The sequence below is a fragment of the Aquamicrobium aerolatum DSM 21857 genome (genome assembly GCF_900113935.1).
Classification (GTDB): Bacteria; Pseudomonadota; Alphaproteobacteria; order Rhizobiales; family Rhizobiaceae; genus Aerobium; species Aerobium aerolatum.
The window spans coordinates 1-17,792 of record NZ_FORF01000004.1 but is presented as its reverse complement, the minus strand read 5'-3'; the positions used below and the strand labels follow the sequence as shown (position 1 = coordinate 17,792).

At 59.4% G+C, this 17,792-nt stretch carries 23 protein-coding genes and 1 tRNA gene; 7 read left to right on the top strand and 17 right to left on the bottom strand.

Going from position 1 to position 17,792, the window contains the following annotated elements:
* Position 1: 1 nt before the first annotated feature.
* From BMZ42_RS04275 to BMZ42_RS04265, 3 genes are read right to left on the bottom strand one after another with little or no spacing between them, the layout of a single operon-like run.
* On the bottom strand, positions 2 to 1,009 hold the full coding sequence (locus BMZ42_RS04275; RefSeq protein ID WP_091519072.1) for an asparaginase: 1,008 nt from the start codon (positions 1,007 to 1,009) through the stop codon (positions 2 to 4).
* A 52-nt stretch (positions 1,010 to 1,061) separates the two neighbouring features.
* On the bottom strand, positions 1,062 to 1,805 hold the full coding sequence (locus tag BMZ42_RS04270) for an SDR family NAD(P)-dependent oxidoreductase (RefSeq protein ID WP_091519069.1): 744 nt from the start codon (positions 1,803 to 1,805) through the stop codon (positions 1,062 to 1,064).
* A complete protein-coding gene (locus BMZ42_RS04265; RefSeq protein ID WP_091519067.1) occupies positions 1,802 to 2,968 on the bottom strand; it encodes an acetyl-CoA acetyltransferase in 1,167 nt (388 codons plus the stop codon). Before BMZ42_RS04265 ends, BMZ42_RS04270 begins: the two co-directional genes overlap by 4 nt.
* 169 nt (positions 2,969 to 3,137) lie before the next feature.
* Here BMZ42_RS04265 and betI point away from each other — a divergent pair, with 169 nt between their 5' ends.
* The 4 genes from betI to BMZ42_RS04245 all read left to right on the top strand — a co-directional run bounded on the left by betI (position 3,138) and on the right by BMZ42_RS04245 (position 7,053).
* Positions 3,138 to 3,725, top strand: a complete 588-nt coding sequence (betI, locus tag BMZ42_RS04260; protein ID WP_091519064.1) for a choline-binding transcriptional repressor BetI — start codon at positions 3,138 to 3,140, stop codon at positions 3,723 to 3,725.
* A 4-nt stretch (positions 3,726 to 3,729) separates the two neighbouring features.
* Entirely contained in the window at positions 3,730 to 5,382 is a 1,653-nt protein-coding gene (gene betA, locus BMZ42_RS04255; RefSeq protein WP_091519062.1) for a choline dehydrogenase, read from the top strand.
* Positions 5,383 to 5,426: 44 nt separating this feature from the next.
* Entirely contained in the window at positions 5,427 to 6,893 is a 1,467-nt protein-coding gene (gene betB / locus BMZ42_RS04250; RefSeq protein WP_091519059.1) for a betaine-aldehyde dehydrogenase, read from the top strand.
* 83 nt (positions 6,894 to 6,976) lie between these two features.
* A tRNA-Pro gene (locus BMZ42_RS04245) sits at positions 6,977 to 7,053 on the top strand.
* Between the two features lie 67 nt (positions 7,054 to 7,120).
* On the opposite strand, the gene BMZ42_RS04240 is transcribed toward BMZ42_RS04245, so the two are convergent.
* The 5 genes from BMZ42_RS04240 to BMZ42_RS04210 all read right to left on the bottom strand — a co-directional run bounded on the left by BMZ42_RS04240 (position 7,121) and on the right by BMZ42_RS04210 (position 10,086).
* Positions 7,121 to 8,233 carry a site-specific integrase gene (locus BMZ42_RS04240; protein WP_091519058.1) on the bottom strand — a complete coding sequence of 371 codons (1,113 nt, stop codon included), beginning with the start codon at positions 8,231 to 8,233 and terminating at the stop codon, positions 7,121 to 7,123.
* A gap of 337 nt (positions 8,234 to 8,570) precedes the next feature.
* Positions 8,571 to 8,759, bottom strand: a complete 189-nt coding sequence (locus tag BMZ42_RS04230) for a hypothetical protein (protein WP_091519055.1) — start codon at positions 8,757 to 8,759, stop codon at positions 8,571 to 8,573.
* A 241-nt stretch (positions 8,760 to 9,000) separates the two neighbouring features.
* Complete coding sequence (locus tag BMZ42_RS04220) at positions 9,001 to 9,201, bottom strand: hypothetical protein (protein ID WP_091519050.1); 201 nt, start codon at positions 9,199 to 9,201, stop codon at positions 9,001 to 9,003.
* Positions 9,198 to 9,443 (bottom strand): hypothetical protein, encoded by a 246-nt coding sequence (locus BMZ42_RS04215; RefSeq protein ID WP_091519047.1) that lies wholly within the window; start codon positions 9,441 to 9,443, stop codon positions 9,198 to 9,200. The genes BMZ42_RS04220 and BMZ42_RS04215 overlap by 4 nt, the downstream gene beginning before the upstream one ends.
* 70 nt (positions 9,444 to 9,513) lie before the next feature.
* Positions 9,514 to 10,086, bottom strand: coding sequence for a hypothetical protein (locus BMZ42_RS04210; protein ID WP_139207843.1), 573 nt, complete (start codon positions 10,084 to 10,086; stop codon positions 9,514 to 9,516).
* A 191-nt stretch (positions 10,087 to 10,277) separates the two neighbouring features.
* Here BMZ42_RS04210 and BMZ42_RS04205 point away from each other — a divergent pair, with 191 nt between their 5' ends.
* The 3 genes from BMZ42_RS04205 (at position 10,278) to BMZ42_RS17730 (ending at position 11,932) form a co-directional block, all read left to right on the top strand.
* Positions 10,278 to 10,964, top strand: a complete 687-nt coding sequence (locus BMZ42_RS04205) for a hypothetical protein (protein WP_091519043.1) — start codon at positions 10,278 to 10,280, stop codon at positions 10,962 to 10,964.
* An 8-nt stretch (positions 10,965 to 10,972) separates the two neighbouring features.
* On the top strand, positions 10,973 to 11,425 hold the full coding sequence (locus BMZ42_RS04200) for a hypothetical protein (RefSeq protein WP_091519042.1): 453 nt from the start codon (positions 10,973 to 10,975) through the stop codon (positions 11,423 to 11,425).
* A 66-nt stretch (positions 11,426 to 11,491) separates the two neighbouring features.
* Positions 11,492 to 11,932 (top strand): hypothetical protein, encoded by a 441-nt coding sequence (locus BMZ42_RS17730; RefSeq protein ID WP_139207841.1) that lies wholly within the window; start codon positions 11,492 to 11,494, stop codon positions 11,930 to 11,932.
* A gap of 70 nt (positions 11,933 to 12,002) precedes the next feature.
* Here the strand turns inward: BMZ42_RS17730 and BMZ42_RS04190 are convergent, their stop codons facing one another.
* From BMZ42_RS04190 to BMZ42_RS04150, 9 genes are all read right to left on the bottom strand, one after another.
* Positions 12,003 to 12,308 carry a hypothetical protein gene (locus tag BMZ42_RS04190; protein ID WP_091519036.1) on the bottom strand — a complete coding sequence of 102 codons (306 nt, stop codon included), beginning with the start codon at positions 12,306 to 12,308 and terminating at the stop codon, positions 12,003 to 12,005.
* 150 nt (positions 12,309 to 12,458) lie between these two features.
* The gene (locus BMZ42_RS04185; RefSeq protein ID WP_091519034.1) at positions 12,459 to 13,022 is read right to left on the bottom strand and encodes a hypothetical protein; all 564 of its coding nucleotides are present in this window, start codon (positions 13,020 to 13,022) and stop codon (positions 12,459 to 12,461) included.
* On the bottom strand, positions 13,019 to 15,334 hold the full coding sequence (locus BMZ42_RS04180) for a phage tail tape measure protein (RefSeq protein WP_091519032.1): 2,316 nt from the start codon (positions 15,332 to 15,334) through the stop codon (positions 13,019 to 13,021). Before BMZ42_RS04180 ends, BMZ42_RS04185 begins: the two co-directional genes overlap by 4 nt.
* Before the next feature lie 133 nt (positions 15,335 to 15,467).
* A complete protein-coding gene (locus tag BMZ42_RS04175; RefSeq protein WP_175556629.1) occupies positions 15,468 to 15,731 on the bottom strand; it encodes a phage tail assembly protein in 264 nt (87 codons plus the stop codon).
* The gene (locus BMZ42_RS04170) at positions 15,728 to 15,943 is read right to left on the bottom strand and encodes a hypothetical protein (RefSeq protein ID WP_091519027.1); all 216 of its coding nucleotides are present in this window, start codon (positions 15,941 to 15,943) and stop codon (positions 15,728 to 15,730) included. Before BMZ42_RS04170 ends, BMZ42_RS04175 begins: the two co-directional genes overlap by 4 nt.
* Positions 15,944 to 15,960: 17 nt before the next feature.
* The gene (locus BMZ42_RS04165; protein WP_091519025.1) at positions 15,961 to 16,164 is read right to left on the bottom strand and encodes a hypothetical protein; all 204 of its coding nucleotides are present in this window, start codon (positions 16,162 to 16,164) and stop codon (positions 15,961 to 15,963) included.
* A 50-nt stretch (positions 16,165 to 16,214) separates the two neighbouring features.
* Entirely contained in the window at positions 16,215 to 16,898 is a 684-nt protein-coding gene (locus BMZ42_RS04160; RefSeq protein ID WP_139207839.1) for a hypothetical protein, read from the bottom strand.
* On the bottom strand, positions 16,819 to 17,337 hold the full coding sequence (locus tag BMZ42_RS04155; protein WP_139207837.1) for a hypothetical protein: 519 nt from the start codon (positions 17,335 to 17,337) through the stop codon (positions 16,819 to 16,821). The genes BMZ42_RS04160 and BMZ42_RS04155 overlap by 80 nt, the downstream gene beginning before the upstream one ends.
* A gap of 174 nt (positions 17,338 to 17,511) precedes the next feature.
* Positions 17,512 to 17,792: transposase (locus BMZ42_RS04150; RefSeq protein ID WP_139207835.1), on the bottom strand; the 281-nt coding region annotated here is incomplete at its 5' end.

The following is a 17,792-nucleotide window of genomic DNA, read 5'->3' as shown; positions in this document are numbered from 1 at the left end:
GTCAGTCGAGGGCTGCAGTCGGACGCAGACCGCCGACCTCGATGCCGTTCCAGTTTTTCAGAACCGGGTTGGCCATCTGCCGCAGTGACTCGGCAAGGTGCGGATCGACGGCTGCGATGAGCCGCGCAAGCACGCTGACAACCATGATCTCGGCCCCTCTTATGACGCCATCGTCGCATTTGATCGCAAGGCCGACGCCAAGTTCCGGGATTGCACCGCAATAGACACCTTCGGCGCCGACCTTGACCATGATGCGCCCAGACGCCGCCTGCATCAGCTCGGTGTCGAGCTTGCGCGTTCCGGCAATCAGGAATGGCTCTGCCATACAGGCGCTGAGGATGCGCCTGGCCGCTTTCGCACGCTCCTGCCCAAGCCCGATGCCGGTGGCCATCCGCGCAAAGCCATGCGCAACGTTTCTGAGCGGAACGGCATAAGTGGGAATTGAACAGCCATCCGTGCCGCACATGTCGACTGCGTGGGTCGCGCCGGTCACAGATTCCATCGCGTCGCGCACCGCTTCCTGTGCGCGGTGCCCTGCCCCGACATAGCCGCGATGGTCGATACCCAGATGCGCGCAGGTGCAGATGAAGCCAGAATGCTTGCCGGAGCAATTGTTGTGAAGCGCGCTCGGCGTATGGCCAGCGCGGGCAAGGTCGAGGGCCGATTCCTGCCGGGAAGGCCAGTGCGCACCACATTCCAGAGCCGAGGCGTCGAGGCCAGCCTTGGCGAGCATTGCCGCCGCAAGTGCCGCGTGCTCGGGTTCGCCAGAGTGCGAGGCGCAGGCGAGCGCGATTTCCCTGGGGCCGAAGCCGAACGCATCCACAGCGCCTGACTCGACAAACGGCAGCGCCTGGATCGCCTTGACGGCAGAACGCGGGAAAACCGGTCGATCGACATCCCCCAGTTCAAGCACGGTTTTGCCATCGGCATCCACGACAATAACTGCGCCGCGATGGCGGCTTTCCACCACTTCGCCGCGCGTGACTTCCACCAGAACCGGATTCGTCATTTCTCACCAGATTTTGCAGTTTGCGGCGGCATCGCGTGATGCCGGCAAGGCCTCAATCGAACCGGACAATCCCGGCGGCGGAGAAACCGCCATCGACGGCCAGGGTCTGGCCGGTGATGTAGCTGGCTTCCGGCGAAAGCAGGAAGGCGATGGCCGCCGCAACCTCGTCAGGCGCGCCATAGCGACGCTGTGGAAGCCGGTCTAGCCAATGTCGGCGGGTCATGTCGTCATGGCGACGGGCCGTCGACTGGGTATCGACCGGCCCCGGCGCAACGCAATTCACCCGCACATCGACATGCGCGAGCTCGACCGCCATCACCTCGGACAGCATCTTCAGCCCGGCCTTGGACGCGCCATAGGCAGCGCGGCCATGATTGGCGCGCAGTGCCGAAACGGATGCCAGATTGACGATGGAAAGCGTTTCGCCCATGCGCTCGACCGCCGCGCGCGCCGCAATGAACGGCCCGACGAGATTGACGTCCAGCAATTCGCGCAGAAGCTCGGCAGTCGTTTCAAGCACCGGGACGTCCTGAGCGAGGCCGACAGAGTTGACCAGCCCGCCGATGGGACCAAGCGCATCGACCACCTGATCGAAAGCGTCGTCGACGAGTTCCTCGTCGGTGACGTCTGCGGTCAGGAAAAGGGCATTCTCGCCATTGAGAACGTCCTCTGCAATGGCAAGCGCTTCGGGGTCGGCGTCGATGATCGCGACCGGCCACCCGTCATTGAGCAGCCATTCGGCAGTGGCAAGGCCGATGCCGGATGCGCCGCCCGTGATGATCGCCGATGGTTTCATTTGATCCGTTCGAGAATCGACACGTAGTTGGCAACGGCAGCGCCGCCCATGTTGAAGATGCCGCCGATCTTGGCACCCTCGACCTGGATGCCGCCGGCTTCACCGGTGAGCTGAGCCGCCGTCAGAGCGTGCATCGACACGCCGGTGGCGCCGATCGGATGCCCCTTGGCCTTCAAGCCGCCCGAAGGATTAACCGGCAGACGCCCGCCCTTTTCGGTCTGGCCTTCAAGCGCGATCTTGCCGCCCTCACCCCGCTTGGCAAGGCCCATGGCCTCGTACTCGATCAGCTCCGCGATGGTGAAGCAGTCGTGGGTTTCAACGAAGGACAGATCATCAAGCGTGATGCCGGCATTGCGCAGCGCGCGCGCCCAGGCTTCCTCGCAGCCTTCAAACAAAAGGATGTCGCGCTTGGACATCGGCAGGAAATCCTGCACGTGTTCATTGGCGCGGAAGGCGACGGCGCGGCGCATCGACAGCGCCGTGGTGGCATCGGTGAGCACGATGGCCGCAGCGCCGTCGGAGACGAGCGAACAGTCAGTGCGCTTTAGCGGGCCAGCGACATAAGGATTGCGCTCGCTCTCGGTACGGCAGAACTCGAAGCCGAAATCCTTACGCATCTGGGCATAGATATTGTCGACGCCGTTCTTGTGGTTCTTGGCGGCAATGCGTGCCAGCGCATCGGTCTGGTCGCCATGGCGCTGGTAGTAGGCTGCGGCGATCTTGCCGAAGACACCGGCAAAGCCCGCAGGCGTATCGCCATCTTCCGGCAGGTAGGACGCGCGCAGAAGGTTCTGGCCGATCTGTGGGCCGGGGGTCGTCGTCATCTGCTCGGCACCGACAACCAGCACGACGCGCGCCGCTTTGGCCTCGATGGCGCGGATCCCCTGACGCACCGCCGCCGAACCCGTGGCGCAGGCGTTCTCAACGCGGGTGGCCGGCTTGAACCGGAAGCGGTCGTCGGCCTGCAGAACGAGGCTGGCGGTGAAATCCTGCGCGGAAAAGCCGGCGTTGAAATGGCCAAGCACGATCTCGTCGACGTCGTCCGGACCGATGCCGGCATGGTCCAGCGCGTCGGTCGCGACCTTGACGATGAGGCTTTCCAGCGTCTCGTCAGCCAGCTTTCCGAAAGGCGAATGCGCCCAGCCAACAATACAAGCAGTCATGCAACTCTCTCCCTGCGTCATCATAGCATGCACGACCGTCGCTCGGCACGCTCTTAGTTCATTGATGACCTAGTTGTGCAGTGCAGTAAAGCACCGCCTTCCAGCCGTCGGAGAGATTTTTATTGATTGACCAGTCAATCAAAATTAGATTGCTGGCAGGAGATTGCAGATGCCCAAAGTTGGAATGGAACCGCTGCGCCGCAAGGCGCTGATCGATGCCGCCATCCTCGCCATCGGCGAGCGTGGCTCGCTGGATGTGACGATGTCGGACATTGCGGGGCGCGCTGGCGTGTCGTCCGCGCTGGCGCACCATTATTTCGGGGCCAAGGATGACCTGTTACAGGCGACGATGCGCCATCTTCTGCGGGAGCTTGGTACTGACACCGTCGCCGCCCTGCGCAAGGCGCGCAGCCCATATGACCGCGTCAGGGCGATCATCGAGGTAAATTTCTCGCAGGCGCAGTTTCGCAGCGCGACCATCGCCGCGTGGCTGGCATTTTACGTCGAGGCGCAGCGCTCCCCTGCCATGCGCCGGCTGCTTCGGGTCTACGCAAACCGGCTTCACTCGAACCTGATGAGTGGCCTGACGGAACTGATGGCGCGCGAGAGCGCCCTGCAAACAGCCGAAAGCATCGCCGCGCTGATCGACGGGCTCTACATCCGACGCGCGCTGAAACAGGGCGCGCCCGACCCGAAGAGCGCGATCCATCTGGTTGAATCCCACGTCGACATGGCTGTCGCATCTTCGAAGAGGTGAAGGCATGCATGAAGCAGATTTCGTCATCATCGGTTCAGGCTCGGCGGGTGCTGCCATGGCCTATCGCCTCTCGGAAGACGGCAAGCACTCGGTTGCGGTGATCGAATATGGCGGCACCGATATCGGGCCGTTCATCCAGATGCCCGCCGCCCTCTCCTTCCCGATGAACATGAAGCGCTATGATTGGGGGCTGAAGAGCGAACCCGAACCGCATCTGGGCGGGCGCGTGCTGGCAACGCCGCGCGGCAAGGTCATCGGCGGGTCGTCGTCGATCAATGGCATGGTCTATGTGCGCGGCCATGCCCGCGACTACGACCATTGGTCCGAGGAAGGCGCAACCGGCTGGAGCTATGCGGACGTCTTGCCCTACTTCAAGCGGATGGAGCATTCGCACGGTGGCGAGGCCGGCTGGCGCGGCACCAAAGGCCCGATGCACATCCAGCGCGGCCCACGACAGAACCCGCTTTATGCCGCGTTCATCGAGGCTGGAAAGCAAGCCGGGTTCGAACTGACCGACGACTATAACGGCTCGAAGCAGGAAGGCTTCGGACCGATGGAACAGACCATCCATATGGGACGGCGCTGGTCGGTGGCGAATGCCTATCTGCGCCCTGCCCTGAAGCGCGGCAATGTGCGGCTTATCAATGGATTTGCCCGACGCGTGGTGATCGAGAACCAACGCGCGACCGGCGTGGAGGTGGAAATCCGGGGCCAGGCGCAGACCGTGCGCGCGCGCCGCGAGGTCATCATCGCCGCGTCGCCGCTGAATTCCCCGAAACTGCTGATGCTGTCGGGCGTCGGCCCGGCAGAGCATCTGCGGGAGCATGGCATCGACGTGGTCGCCGATCGCCCCGGCGTCGGACAGAACCTGCAAGACCACATGGAACTCTACATCCAGCAGGAATCCATCCAGCCGATCACGCTCTATTCGAAGCTCAACTTGTTCTCCAAGGCGCTGATCGGCGCGCAATGGCTATTCCTGAAATCGGGCCTCGGCGCATCAAACCATTTCGAGGCGGCGGCATTCCTGCGCTCGGCGGCGGGCGTCGACTATCCGGATATCCAGTACCACTTCATCCCCGTCGCCATCCGCTATGACGGCAAGGCGGCGGCGAACTCGCACGGGTTTCAGGCGCATGTCGGCCCGATGCGCTCGAAGTCGCGCGGATCGGTCACCCTTCGCTCGTCCGACCCGTGGGCAGATCCCGTGATCCGCTTCAACTACATGTCGCATCCCGACGACTGGGCAGACTTCCGCCACTGCATCCGGCTGACGCGCGAAATCTTCGGGCAGGACGCGTTCACGCCCTATCGTGGCGCGGAAATTTCGCCCGGCGCGCAGGTTCAGAGCGATGAAGAACTCGACGCGTTCATCAAGGACCACGCGGAAAGCGCCTATCACCCATGCGGCACCTGCCGGATGGGCCGAGCGGACGATCCGATGAGCGTCGTTGATCCCGAATGCCGCGTCATCGGCGTCGACGGGCTGCGCGTTGCGGATTCCTCGATTTTTCCGCGCATCACTAATGGCAATCTCAATGCACCATCCATTATGGTAGGTGAAAAGGCGTCGGATCACATTCTGGGCCGCCAGCCACTCAGCCCGTCGAACCAGGAACCGTGGATCAACCCGCGCTGGCAGACATCCGACCGCTAACCAGACGTCAGGCCACCGCCGGGCCAGAGACAGGAGTTCACTTCATGCGCGCACAGCCGAAGGCATCGCACTACATCAATGGCAGCTATGTCGACGACGAGCAGGGACAGCCATTCGACGTCATCTATCCCGCGACCGGCGAAGTGATTGCGCGCATCCACGCCGCAACCCCGAACATCATCGAACTGGCGGTGGAAGCGGCGCGCGTTGGACAGGCCGAGTGGGCGCGCATGCGTCCTGCCGACCGTGGCCGCATCCTGCGCAAGGCTGCCGACCTGATCCACGAGCGCAACGAGGAGCTTTCGCGTCTCGAAACGCTCGACACCGGCAAGGCAATCCAGGAGACGATCGTTGCAGACCCGCTGTCCGCAGCCGAAGCGCTGGAGTTTTTCGGCGGCGTCGTTGCGGGCTACAATGGCGACTATATCGACCTTGGCGGCGGTCCCTTTGCCTATACAAGGCGCGAGCCGCTGGGTGTGTGCGTGGGTGTTGGCGCCTGGAACTACCCGATGCAGGGCGCGGCGTGGAAGTCCGCGCCTGCGCTCGCCATGGGCAATGCGATGGTGTTCAAGCCGTCGGAAAACACACCGCTGTCGGCGCTGGCGCTCGCCGAGATCTACTCGGAAGCAGGCCTGCCGGACGGGCTGTTCAACGTCGTGCAAGGATTTGGCGATGTTGGCGCGGCTTTGGCCGGGCACCCGGAAGTGGCGAAGGTTTCGCTGACCGGCTCGGTGCCGACCGGCAAGAAGGTTCTGGCGCTCGCCGGCTCGCACATGAAGCACGCGACGATGGAACTCGGCGGCAAGTCGCCGCTGGTCATCTTCGATGACGCCGATGTCGAAAACGCCGTGGGCGGCGCGATGCTCGCCAATTTCTACTCCACCGGCCAGGTGTGCTCCAACGGCACCCGCGTCTATGTGCAGAACGGCATCTACGAACAGTTCCTCGACAGGCTGACCGAGCGGACCAAGAAGATCCGCATCGGCGACCCGCTCGATCCCGATACCCAGATGGGGCCGCTGATCAACAAGGCACAGCACGAAAAGGTGCTTGGCTATGTCGACATCGGGCGTGGCGAAGGCGCGACCCTGCACCATGGCGGAGGCGTGCCGGTGCTGCAGGGATTTGAGGGCGGCTTTTTTATCGAACCGACGATCTTCACCAATGTGACCGACGACATGCGGATCGCGCGTGAGGAGATTTTCGGCCCGGTGATGAGCGTGCTGACATTCTCCGACGAGGACGAGGCAATCACGCGCGCCAACGACACCGTGTTTGGCCTGTCAGCCGGCGTGTTCACCCGCGACATCGCCCGCGCGCATCGGGTCATTGCCAACATCAAGGCAGGCAGCTGCTGGATCAACACCTACAATCTGGCCCCCGCAGAAGTACCGTTCGGCGGCTACAAGCAGTCGGGCATCGGACGCGAAAATTCGCTCGCGGCGCTCGGACACTACTCACAGCTGAAGGCGGTCTATGTCGAAACCGGCGATGTGGACAGTCCCTACTGACGACACCAAAAAATCTCTTAATTCTGCAATGCCCAGCGCTTGCAGACGATGTCGTCGGGCGCTATAAGCCCGACCACTGGTCACGGAGTGTAGCGCAGCCTGGTAGCGCACGTCGTTCGGGACGACGGGGTCGGAGGTTCGAATCCTCTCACTCCGACCAGTTAAATCAAAGGCTTAACAGCACCTCCAAAAATCTACGGCAACGAATACGGCAATGATTGATGAAATCACTCCCGCGCCCTGCCTGCTTTTCCAGTTGTGAACGCTGATCCCACCTCGCCCTGATAGTCTGGGTGGTGGTGGCCGTAGGTCTTTTCTAATGTCTCGCGCGTCATTCCGAGATAGCCGGACGCTTGCCACGTATCGACACCACCCTGCATCAGCCACGTCGCCGCTGTGTGTCGCATGGTATGGCGCACAACGCCCTCGGCATCCTCGCCCAGGACATCGTTCACAAGGTTGCGGAATGCCCTCTTAGGGTCCGCTGGCCTGCCCTGATATTCGACCACGTAACGCGAGCCCATCCGACGCCAGCGCCGCATATGGGCAAGCAACCGCTCAGGGAGGCGTATCGGGGGCGCCTTCTTGTTGTGTGCCTCCTGCTCTGTTTCAGGCAGCCGGTAGAACACGCCTTGTTCTAGGTCGATGAATGGACGATCTGGCTCCTGCACGAAGGATGCCTGCCATACACGACTTGAACGGCTGCCCGTATAAAGGGCGACGATCAGAAACCGTGCAACGTGCAGGGTCGCCTTCTTCTTAGTTGGTACGCCCCGCTGCACTTCACGCTTCCGGTACGCGGCCCAGATCAACCTTGCCATCGTGTTACGCTCAAGATACTTTGTCCTGCCCCGTGGTTTCGGTGGCAGAGTAACCGTGACGGCGTGACGTGTTACATTGTCTGCAATTGCCAAACGGCACGCAGCGCGCAGATCCTCAAGATCTCGACGAGCTGCTGATTGGTAGCCGCGCTGCCTGGCATATTCGCCACAGGTCCGCGTCGTGATATCATCCAGTGTCTTATCGCCCCAGAACGCAAGCAGCCTTTTGGCCCTAGCGGCCATGTCTTTCGGATTTCGGGTGGTGTGCTCTTTCACCATCAAGTAATGAGCTATCACCTCCGCTACGCTGACATCAGCCGCTGCCCGATGTCGCTCTAGTGGCTTCTCAAGGAACCTCTTGGCGATGTGGTCGGATAGCGCCCGCTCAGCCTCTCCACGATGAGATTCGCCGCAGCCAGTGCTGAACTGCTTGCCGCCGTCGAGGATGATCCAGACGGCTTCGCGGTCCTTGCTGCTTGGACGCAACCAGAGTCGGGCTGGTTTCCTTGCACGCGACATTTCAGTTTCATCTCCTCGATATAGTCTAGGGTCGTGAAGTCCTTGTTTGCGATCCGCATCATGACGAGCCGCCCTCTGAAAGCTTCACGTCTCAAGCCCGCTACAGTCATGCCCCCATTGGGAAAGGCGATTGCCACTGCATCCTTCAGGCGAAGCGGTGCATGTGGGTCAATATTGTCGTTGTCAGCTTTCATGGTGCCTCCCTGTCGTTAGAGAACCCCTCGCCGTGGAGAGAGGAGACAAAACACGGCGAGGGGTGAGCGCTCTCCCAAAAGCGCTCGAAGGTCCGACTGTGGCATAAAGCCCTAAGTGGTAGCCAGCCGGAGAGTTAGATGCTTCAGTAAACTGGTTCCGCCGCTTGCGGGTCTTCCTCGCCCTTGAGCGAGTAGATCGCTGCTGAAACCAACTGATAAGCGCGAGCGCTGAACCGTTCTGCGACGTTGCTTTCTGCATCCGCTAAAGTCTCCGCAGCGAGGATGCAATCAATCGCGGCTTCTAGGCGGTCTATTGCGAATTTGTTGGTCATGCTGCTGCCCTCCGGAAATGACTCGCTAGCAGTGCTAGCCCCATCGCGAGATGGTCGGCCTGCCGGTTGGTAAGAAGCAGCGAAACCTCCTCACCGTGCCCATGGAGCTCTCGGTCCCACACAATCTTACGGGAAACCAATTCATGGGCGGCATCCAGCCATATCGCTGCGCGCTCATCAAACGATCTCCCAGGCCGCAAATCTGACAGCGGTGAATCGTGCTCGATGTAAAACTCGTTGGTCATGCCGCCGCCCTCGTCAGTTCGATGGTGTAAACGTCATGGGCAGTGGCAAGAGCGCGCTTAATCGCCATGGCAAGCTTGCCCTCAATATCGTCAGCCGTAGCGTGCTCGTCATGCTCTCGCAGAACCGTCACGCAGGTCAGCAAGTCCCGAGCCTCAACCAGTGTGTCGATAACCGTGATAATGGTTGATCTGCTCATGCTGCTGCCCTCCACCCTGGTACAGCGTAGAAATCGCTAAGCAGTTGCTCGGCAAGTTCATTCGTCGCGCGGACGAGGTGGCAGAGTTTTTCGAACTCAACACCAAGATGCTTTGTCGAAATGTCTTGGAGTTGGTCATTCGCGATCGAAGACATGATTTTCACGCGGATGACCTGATCTTCGAGGTCGGTGAAATCTCTAGGCAAGCCGGTAGCGGCTGCCGCAAGCGATGCTGCGGTCATTGGTGTTGCTCCTCAGTGTCTGGAAAAGGAACCGGCGCCGCTGCTCACGAGCGCCGGGTTCTGGATGCGGTTAGTGAGCCAGGTCGTACTTCTTGGTCACGCGGTCGAGTGCATCCACAACGTTCGGATGCAGGCTCTGAGGGTCCATGTGCCGGTAGTCGGCATCGATGTAGCCCTTCGACTCCTCGTCCCAATAGAAGCCCTCAGCCTGCATATTGGCGTCGATATCGTCATCGCTCATGACTGGCACCTCGTCACCTGCCTCTATGGCTTCCCGCTCATCATTGGCAGCTTCGGCGTCCTTCTCGAATGCCCGCAGCAGCTTCGCGGTGCTGCTATAGACGCCGGCCGCATTCATGAAGGCTGCGTTCACGGCCCGTCCGACCTGAAGGCCGATTTCCGAAATCGCCACCATTTCCGCTTGGCTGTACCCTTCACGCATAAGCCGCTCGCAGGTTTCCGAATAAATAGTCCTGTTTCGGAATGCGCCGGCTGCTGCCAGTTCGCGGCCTTTCTCTGCAAGCTGGGTGATGGTCTGGATGTCAAGCATTTCCTCGGCTGGCTTCGCAGGATCAGCAGAAGCGAGAAATTGCGCGAAGGCGTCCACGATCTTGGTGCGGTCGATCTGAATCATGTCGGTCAATTTTGGTCTCCTCTTTTTTTGGTGGCGCGCCCGCCGTCGGGTCTTGGCTGCGTATCGACACATTTAGTCTCGATTAAATCGAGAGTCAAGGTATCGATTGTAAAAATATCGATACTGTCACTGTCGTAAAAATTGACGCCTATAAAAGGGGCCATTATACGGACACGACAGGAACACATCGGAGAGATGCCTTGGCAAAACCAGGCGAGCTGGCGGGACTGATTGCAGAATTGTTTGGTGCTGAAGTGCCGACCGTGAGAGCGCAGGCCCGAGAGCTACGCGACCACGATTACATGGCGAAGGAGAAAGGCGGGCGTGGTTCGGGGTCGATGACCGCACGAGATGCCGCGCATCTGCTTGTTGCGGCAGCCGGCACCAATTCAGTGCGGAAAAGCGTCGACGTGATCCATCGCCCTGGTCAATTCATTTCCAGAGCCGGGAAGTGGAAGTTAGCGTTTCTGCCTATTCCGGAGATGATCGAGCTTCCATCTAACCATACCCTGATTGATGCGGTTGAAGCATTGATAAGGGCAGGCATCGACGGGACACTACAAGAGGAGGCAAACAAGGTCAGCGGTGCTGCTGTTGATCTCGTTCACGACCTTGCGCCGGATACGCAAATCGAAGTTTCCCTAGTTGGGCCGATGCCCAGCGCAGCGATCAAAATAGGCCTCCTCACAAGAGGGGAGCACGGCGAGCCGATAGAAGATACAGATGCCCAAGAGTTGCACCGATACGGCGGAATTGAACGGAGGGGAAATCTGTCCGGGATCGATATTGCGACCCGCGATGAACTTGAAATCGATCTACGCTCCGAGTTCCGGTTCACACACCGCTCTATAATGCGCATCGCCCGCCTATTGGACGGCGCGGTATAAGCCGCCCCATGCCCTCCAAGCCGATCCTCATATACAAGCTGACGCCCAGCCAGATCTCGCTCGTCGACCGACTCGACGGGGCCGAGAACGGCGTACTGCTGGATGATATGGAGTACCGCGAGGTTGTCGTATGGCAGGAACTCGACAAGCTCGGCATCGTGCGCACAAATCCCCGGCGCCGAAAGCTTGCCGTCATGCTGACTGAACTCGGCGAGCAGGTCCGCGCGAACGGCTACTTCTCCAAGAAGCCCGTCGTCCGCCTTACCCAACCGCAGATTGCCGCTCTACGGTTCCTTGCCGGCGGCCCGCGTGGTTACACCGACATGCCCGGCCACATGGTCGACGTCTGCCGTCGCCTCGGCATTCGGGGCTGGGCTGAGTGGCAAGGCGACGAGACGGGTCCACGATGGATGCGGATCACGCCTGCGGGCTGGCAGGTGCTTATGCTGGTGGATGCGTAGAGTAGCGGCGAGAGATTGACTCCCCTACCATCCCTGCAAAGATCATTGCGGGTTAAGGGAGTGGGAATGATGAGCTGGTTGGTGTACGCCGCGACCGGATCTGCGGTCGTCAGTGCAGGCGCTGCTATAGCGGCGGCGTGGTACAGCAGAGAATCCTTAAATCTAGCGAAGATCGCCTATCTGCCAGCGCCAGAGGTTAGGCCGGCGCACGGTGGTCGATTCAGGATATCCGTGCCTGAAGGCGGCGAGTTCAAGATATCTCAAATCTCTATGGGAAAGACGCCGGGTTCAATACAGGCATCTCGTCACCTCGGCGTCGATCCAAGCACAGACATATCGCTTTTCGAGGATTCGGGAAGACCAGGACGAGCCGTGAATGTCACGCCGCCGTCAACCGCCGTCTGGTTCCACATCGAAACCTCAGCGCCCCTTCCAACCTTAGAGACGAAGATAATTTCAGACCGCTTCAATTCAGTAACGATCCCCATCACATTGTACACGAAGTAAGCGCCCCATATAGTGACGGCGAGCCATGTTATCGCGGCCATTGCCGTAAACATCATACCTATCTCCACCATCATAGCCCCGCCCGCTCACACGTCTCACCAATCACTCGCCGCAGCCCCTCGTCGTCGTCATCTTCTATAAAGCCAAGCTCAACAGCCACGCGCCGCCCTGCGTCATCAAGTGCGGCTTTCGCTTCCGGTGATAGCCATACTGATCTGGTTCCAGGGCGCGAGAAACCGCGCGGGGCATATGTAATGAAGTCATCACCGCGTCGTCGTAGACCGCAGCCTGTCAAGGTCACTCCACTGATCTCAACGTCAAAATCCGCGACCAGGCCGCAATCATCACGGCGGGTCATTCTTGTTATTTCAAACATGATTTTTCCTTGAATTGCTGGACGCTGCCCGGAAAGAAATTCGATTCTGAAAAGTATGAATTCAGCTTCTTTCCGGGCGCGCCTAAACCCGCAGGGTGGCGGGGCGGAGTACCTTTTTGGTATCCGCCCGCCTGACAACACGGCAGTCACCTACTTCAGCAGCTTGTCGATGGCGGCCATGACACGGGGCTGTAATAGCTCGCTGGCGGTCTTCTCGAAGGCCGCTGCCGTCGCACCCGTCGTCATCTCGACCGGGATGCGCACGCCGGACCGGGCGTAGGTGATCTTCGTCCCTGATTTATTGAGGCGATAGAAAGCGTGACCGCCAAACTTATCGACAGCCTTGCGATCAGGAAACGCACCGCCTTTCAGAAATGCGCCCGGATAGGTCGTGGTTTTGCCGAACGGCTTGGCCACCACGCCATCAGGCGTTTCTTTTGGGTTCAGGTACTTGAGACGGATGTTTCCGCCTCGTGTTACCATGTCATAAGACAGCTTTTTGCCACCAGCCGCGCTGACTTCCACGGCGCTGACGATAGTCTTGCGTGGCAGGCCAGTCTGTTTTGTCAAATTACGAATGACCTGCGTCTTGGCACGATTGCCGACCTGATTCACAATGCGCGGCAGCACGACCGGAAATTCAGTATTCAGACGCTCGATCTGCTTACCGAATTTCGCAAGCGTTTTGTCAGCCCACTTGATCGAGATTGTCATGCATACGCTCCATCTTGGAAGCCGCCAGCCAGGGTGTCCTGAATGCGCCCCGCGATCTTTCGCGCAATGCTATCGGCGCCTTCATTGGCCTGACTGTAGACAGTGATGTTGTTCGTCACCGACACTGAATTGCCGGCTGATGAGGTTGCAGCTGATAGCCCCTCACTGCCACGTGCGGTCCGGTAAACATCATTGGGATGCACCATGCCCGACTGCTTTGGAGTGAACAGTTCCGGCCCGCGCTCACCTACAAGATATGTGCCACCCGCTCTGACTGGCCCGCCATCAGCCCTTGCTCCATCGATGTCAGAATCGGATCCGCCGATAAGGCCGAACGATAAACGGCTGGCAAGATTGCGGGCGCCGCTTGCTGCGGATGATAGCGCACCACTGATAGAGCTTTTGATATAGCTGACCAGTTCGGCAATCATTTCCGATATGCCATCATAGATGGCTTTGCCCAGCCGCTTGGCTGCCTCATACATTTCACCGGCCAGCGCAATGATCTTGGCGGGTAGCTCGACAATGGCAACAATCGACTCTCCGACGAACTTGCCGACCGCAATACCTGCACTTGCCCAGCCGCCGCCTAGTTCGTCAATAGGACCAAGCAGACCGGACACCTTGTCCCAAAGCCATTGAAAACCGTCGATGGCCGGCTGCAAGGCAGGCATAATTGGTTCAATGGCACGCATGAACGCGCCCTTGAATGCCTCAAACATGGTCGAAATGCCCGACCAGTTGTTATATATCCACGTCCCTGCCGCTGCCAGCCCGACGACAGCAGCACCGATGCCTGTGCCAATCAGTGCATATTTCAAACCATGCAGCGCTGCCGTTACCAGCCGCAACGGATTCAGCATTCCCAGCATTGAAGACGCTGCCAGCTTCATCGCACCGCCATGTCCTAAGATGGCTGCGGACGCGGTGTAGCCGATAACAGCGGTGCGCAAGGCGTTAAAGCCGGCAATGACCGGCGCGAATGCTATACGCCCGATTGAGCGGGAGGCAGACAGCGCGGCAATGCCAGCATCTAGGAAAGCGCCTTTTACGAACAGGCCGGCATATTGGGCCGCGGTCGCTGCCACTCGAAAACCCACGACAGCGGCACTGACGCCGACGATGGCGTTGGTGACCTGCGGAAAGCGCTGCGCCAGATCCGAGAACGAAGTGACTATTGGCCCAACCGTGTCGAGAAGACTATTCAGGCCGGGTATAAGCGCGTCGCCAATGCTGATGTTTAGATCAGTGACGCGGTTCTTGAACAGGATCAGCGCGTTGCCTGTTGTATTGGCGCGCTCGGCGTATTCCGCCTGTGCCGAACCAGCATATTTTGACTTATCGCCGATCAAGGCGATAGCGTGTGCCAGCAACTCCGCGTTGTTAATCAGCGGTGCGAGCGCTTTTGCCTCGTTGCCGAACAGGTCGGACATAACGGAACCGCGGACGTGATCCGGCAGCTCCCGCAGTCGAGCGAAGACGTCTGTGATGGTGCCAACAGCGTCTTGCTGCATGGCCTTCGCTACCTTTTTCGAGTCCAGGCCGAGCTTCTTGAAAGCGCCGGTTTGGCGTCCCGTCGCGGACGCACCGCGGGTTAGTGCGAGGCCCATGTTCTGGAAACTGGTTCCGGCCATTTCAGCATTGAAGCCCGCGCCGATCATAGCGGCGCCGAATGCAGCCGCCTGCTCGGCAGACAAGCCAAACTGTTTTGCGAGCGGTGCGCCGCGCATCGTGAAGGCGAGAATGTCCGGGGCAGCCGCTGCCGAATTGTTTCCCAGATGGTTGAGCGCGTCAGCGAGCGAGCCGGTTTCCGCAACAGTCAGCCCCAATCCAGCTTTCAACTTGGCGAGCGCGGTGCCCGTCTGTTCAGCAGACATTTCCCAAGCGACGCCGACCTTTGCAGCCATCTCAGCGAAGGGCAGCAGCTCCTCGTTGGCAAAGCCAGACTGACCAGCCGCCGCGACCAGTTGCGCGATGCCGTCCGCTGCCATCGGCATCTCAAGCGATAGGGCTCGAATGTCTTTGCCCATCTGCTTGAATGCGGCAGGGCTCTCGAAGTCGACGACCTTCCGCACATCCGCGAGTGCCGACTCGTAGTCGACCGCAGCATTGATAGGCGCCGAAAGGCCACGATACAGTGCATAGCCTGCGCCAACCGCATCGAGCATTTGCCCGCGCATTGCTGACATCTGCGCGGCATTTCTCCGGCTTGCCGCGGTCATACGATCGATTGTGCCGGAGATGCCTTTTGCGGGTGCCGTCAGCTTGTCGATCAAACTAACGACAAGGCTGGCCGTTTTGGTCGTGCTCATGCACCGCCCCCATTTTTGATTCTTATTAGACGGGCTGCCGCTTCGTAGTAGCGAAGGGTCTTATCGAGCGGCCAGCTTTCCACCACGTCAACCGGAGTGGAAAGCTCGGCGCATATGATCGCGATAATATCGATCAGGCCGCCGACTCTTCCGACTCCCCCAAGAGGTCTTTCACCTCTTCAGCGAGACGTTTGAATTCGCGCATCGAAATTTGCCTGATCGCAGGAAGCGGAACACCCGTAATCGATGCGACGATTGCCAGTGTCTGCATGAAGTCGCCCCCGCCAACTGCTTCGGCAGTTGCGACATCTCCGGTCGTTGCCTCGCGGAATGTCAGTTCGGTGTAGGTGGTGCCGTTGTGCTCGATTGGGGTCTTGAGCTGGATGGTCTTGGTCACTGACAGTCTTCCTTGTTGATGAAGATATTGATCTGGATTGCCGGCGCGGCTGGGCAGATAGCCGCCGCGATGTCGGCGAGCGTCGGCAGCGGTTCGCTTTCAGGCAGGGTCGCCATGGCCGTTTTGAACGGGGCGAGCAGGCTTTCCTGCGCCTTCTCAAAGAGGCGGATTTGCTCTTGAAAACGCGCAAGTTCTGGCGAGTGAAAAATCATTGGTTATGATCCGGTCGCTAGATGCATGCCAGCGCGCTGGCTGATTCATTGATGGTGCTCATCAAATTTGCGAGGGCTTCTTCGGCGTCGTCGCCGTGCGCCGTAACGCTGATTTCGACTGCTTCGTCGCCGAATAAAGCGGTCGCAGAAGTGCCATCGTCAGCCGCGTCTATATCGAGTTGCCAGTTTTCAAATAGGTGAGCGAGTGCGGGATTGATCATGCTATCTCCAGGTATAAAAAAACCCGCTCAAATGGCGGGCTGTGGTGGTTCTAAACACGGCCCCATCGGGGGCCTTGAGCTTGCTGGGTAAGCAATTTGTCGCCACCCATGCCTCCGCCGTACACAGCGAAATGGTGCATATGTGTTACGAATGATTTTTCGTCATTGTATCCGTCGAAGTCACAGACTGGCGGCAGGACTATCGCGTCTGAGAAGTCAGGGTTTGAAAAGAATTCGGCATCCCAGCCGAGGCTAGTTGCAACTGACACGACAGGTGGCAGCCCCCCAGCTTCGTCATCGATGATGGCCCGAAGCCAAGCATGCGCAGATGCATCAGCCTCTTTCGCAAGAGCGGCCAGTTCAGCAATCGCTTCGGCATGTTTTGGGTACTCGGCCTCGATCCGCTTCACAGCATGCGCAACCTTGGCTTCAACTTCGCCCCGGCGGCTTTCCAGTGCGTCGCGTGCTGCTTTTGCCTCAGCTTCCGCACGCCGCCTCTCAAGCTCAACAAGCGCAACCTGACCGCGTTCTAACTCGATGCGGGCTTCATCAACCGCACGTTCGGCAGCAAGGATTTCATCAACGCTGCCATCCAGTAGAAGTGCGGCGCGCCTGTCTTGCGCAGTCGCAAGCGCTACCTCCAGTGCAGGAATTTCAATTGATGCGCTGGCTTTGTCGATTTTCGCTGTCGTCGGGAGTGGGCCGGTCAGCATTTTCTTGATCTGTTTCAGCATTCTTCAGTTCTCCAAATTTTATGTATTTTTCGATGATCTCATGCGCTTCCTTGCCGGTCATCGTGTGCTTTTCCATTAGAGCTGCCGCCAAAGCCCGAATGGCTTGCTGCACGACACGCCGCTGGCCGATGTTCAATGCAAGGCGCTGGCCGTTGCGAAACACTTCCTGTGCTGCTGACTTTCCTGCGGATAGGCCTACTGCCATCCATGCCCAGCCGGCCATTTTGCATTCATCGCATCCGCCACCAGATCCAGCTTCGATGCGGTTCAGATAATCATCTTCGTCATGAGGGCTGATGGTTGACCAGCACCGCAGTCTGGACATCTCTCCAATAGCGCCAGCGAAGTCGATAGCTATGCGCATCGGCGCGGAGAGGTTGTTGCCACGCTTAAATTTGACCATTGCCGGCTTGCAAACTCGAATGAAATCAATCGGCATCCCAAACGCATGCCCGAAAATAGCATGACCAGATTCGTGCCAAGCGGTTTGTTCGGTCGGAGGGGTATCCTCGACTACACCAGCGGGTTCGGGCCGCTCACCTTTGAGGCGGTACGCGATGGATTCATCAATATCAGGAGGCTCTAAATAGAACCTAGGCTCAGGACTCGTTGATCAGAGCCAGAAGATAACGGTAGCCGCGAGAGCGATTGCGGAGAGGAAGGCCATTGGGCACCTGTCATAGCGCGTCGCGACACGCCGCCAGTCTTTGAGACGCCCGAACATTATCTCGATCCGGTTGCGCCGCTTGTAGCGGCGTTTGTCGTATTTGATGGCCTTGTTGCGGGATTTGCGACCCGGAATGCAGGGAGTGATCCCCTTGGCCTGTAAAGCGTCACGATACCAGTCGGCATCATAGCCACGGTCGGCCAGCAGCCATTTGGCCCTGGGAAGTT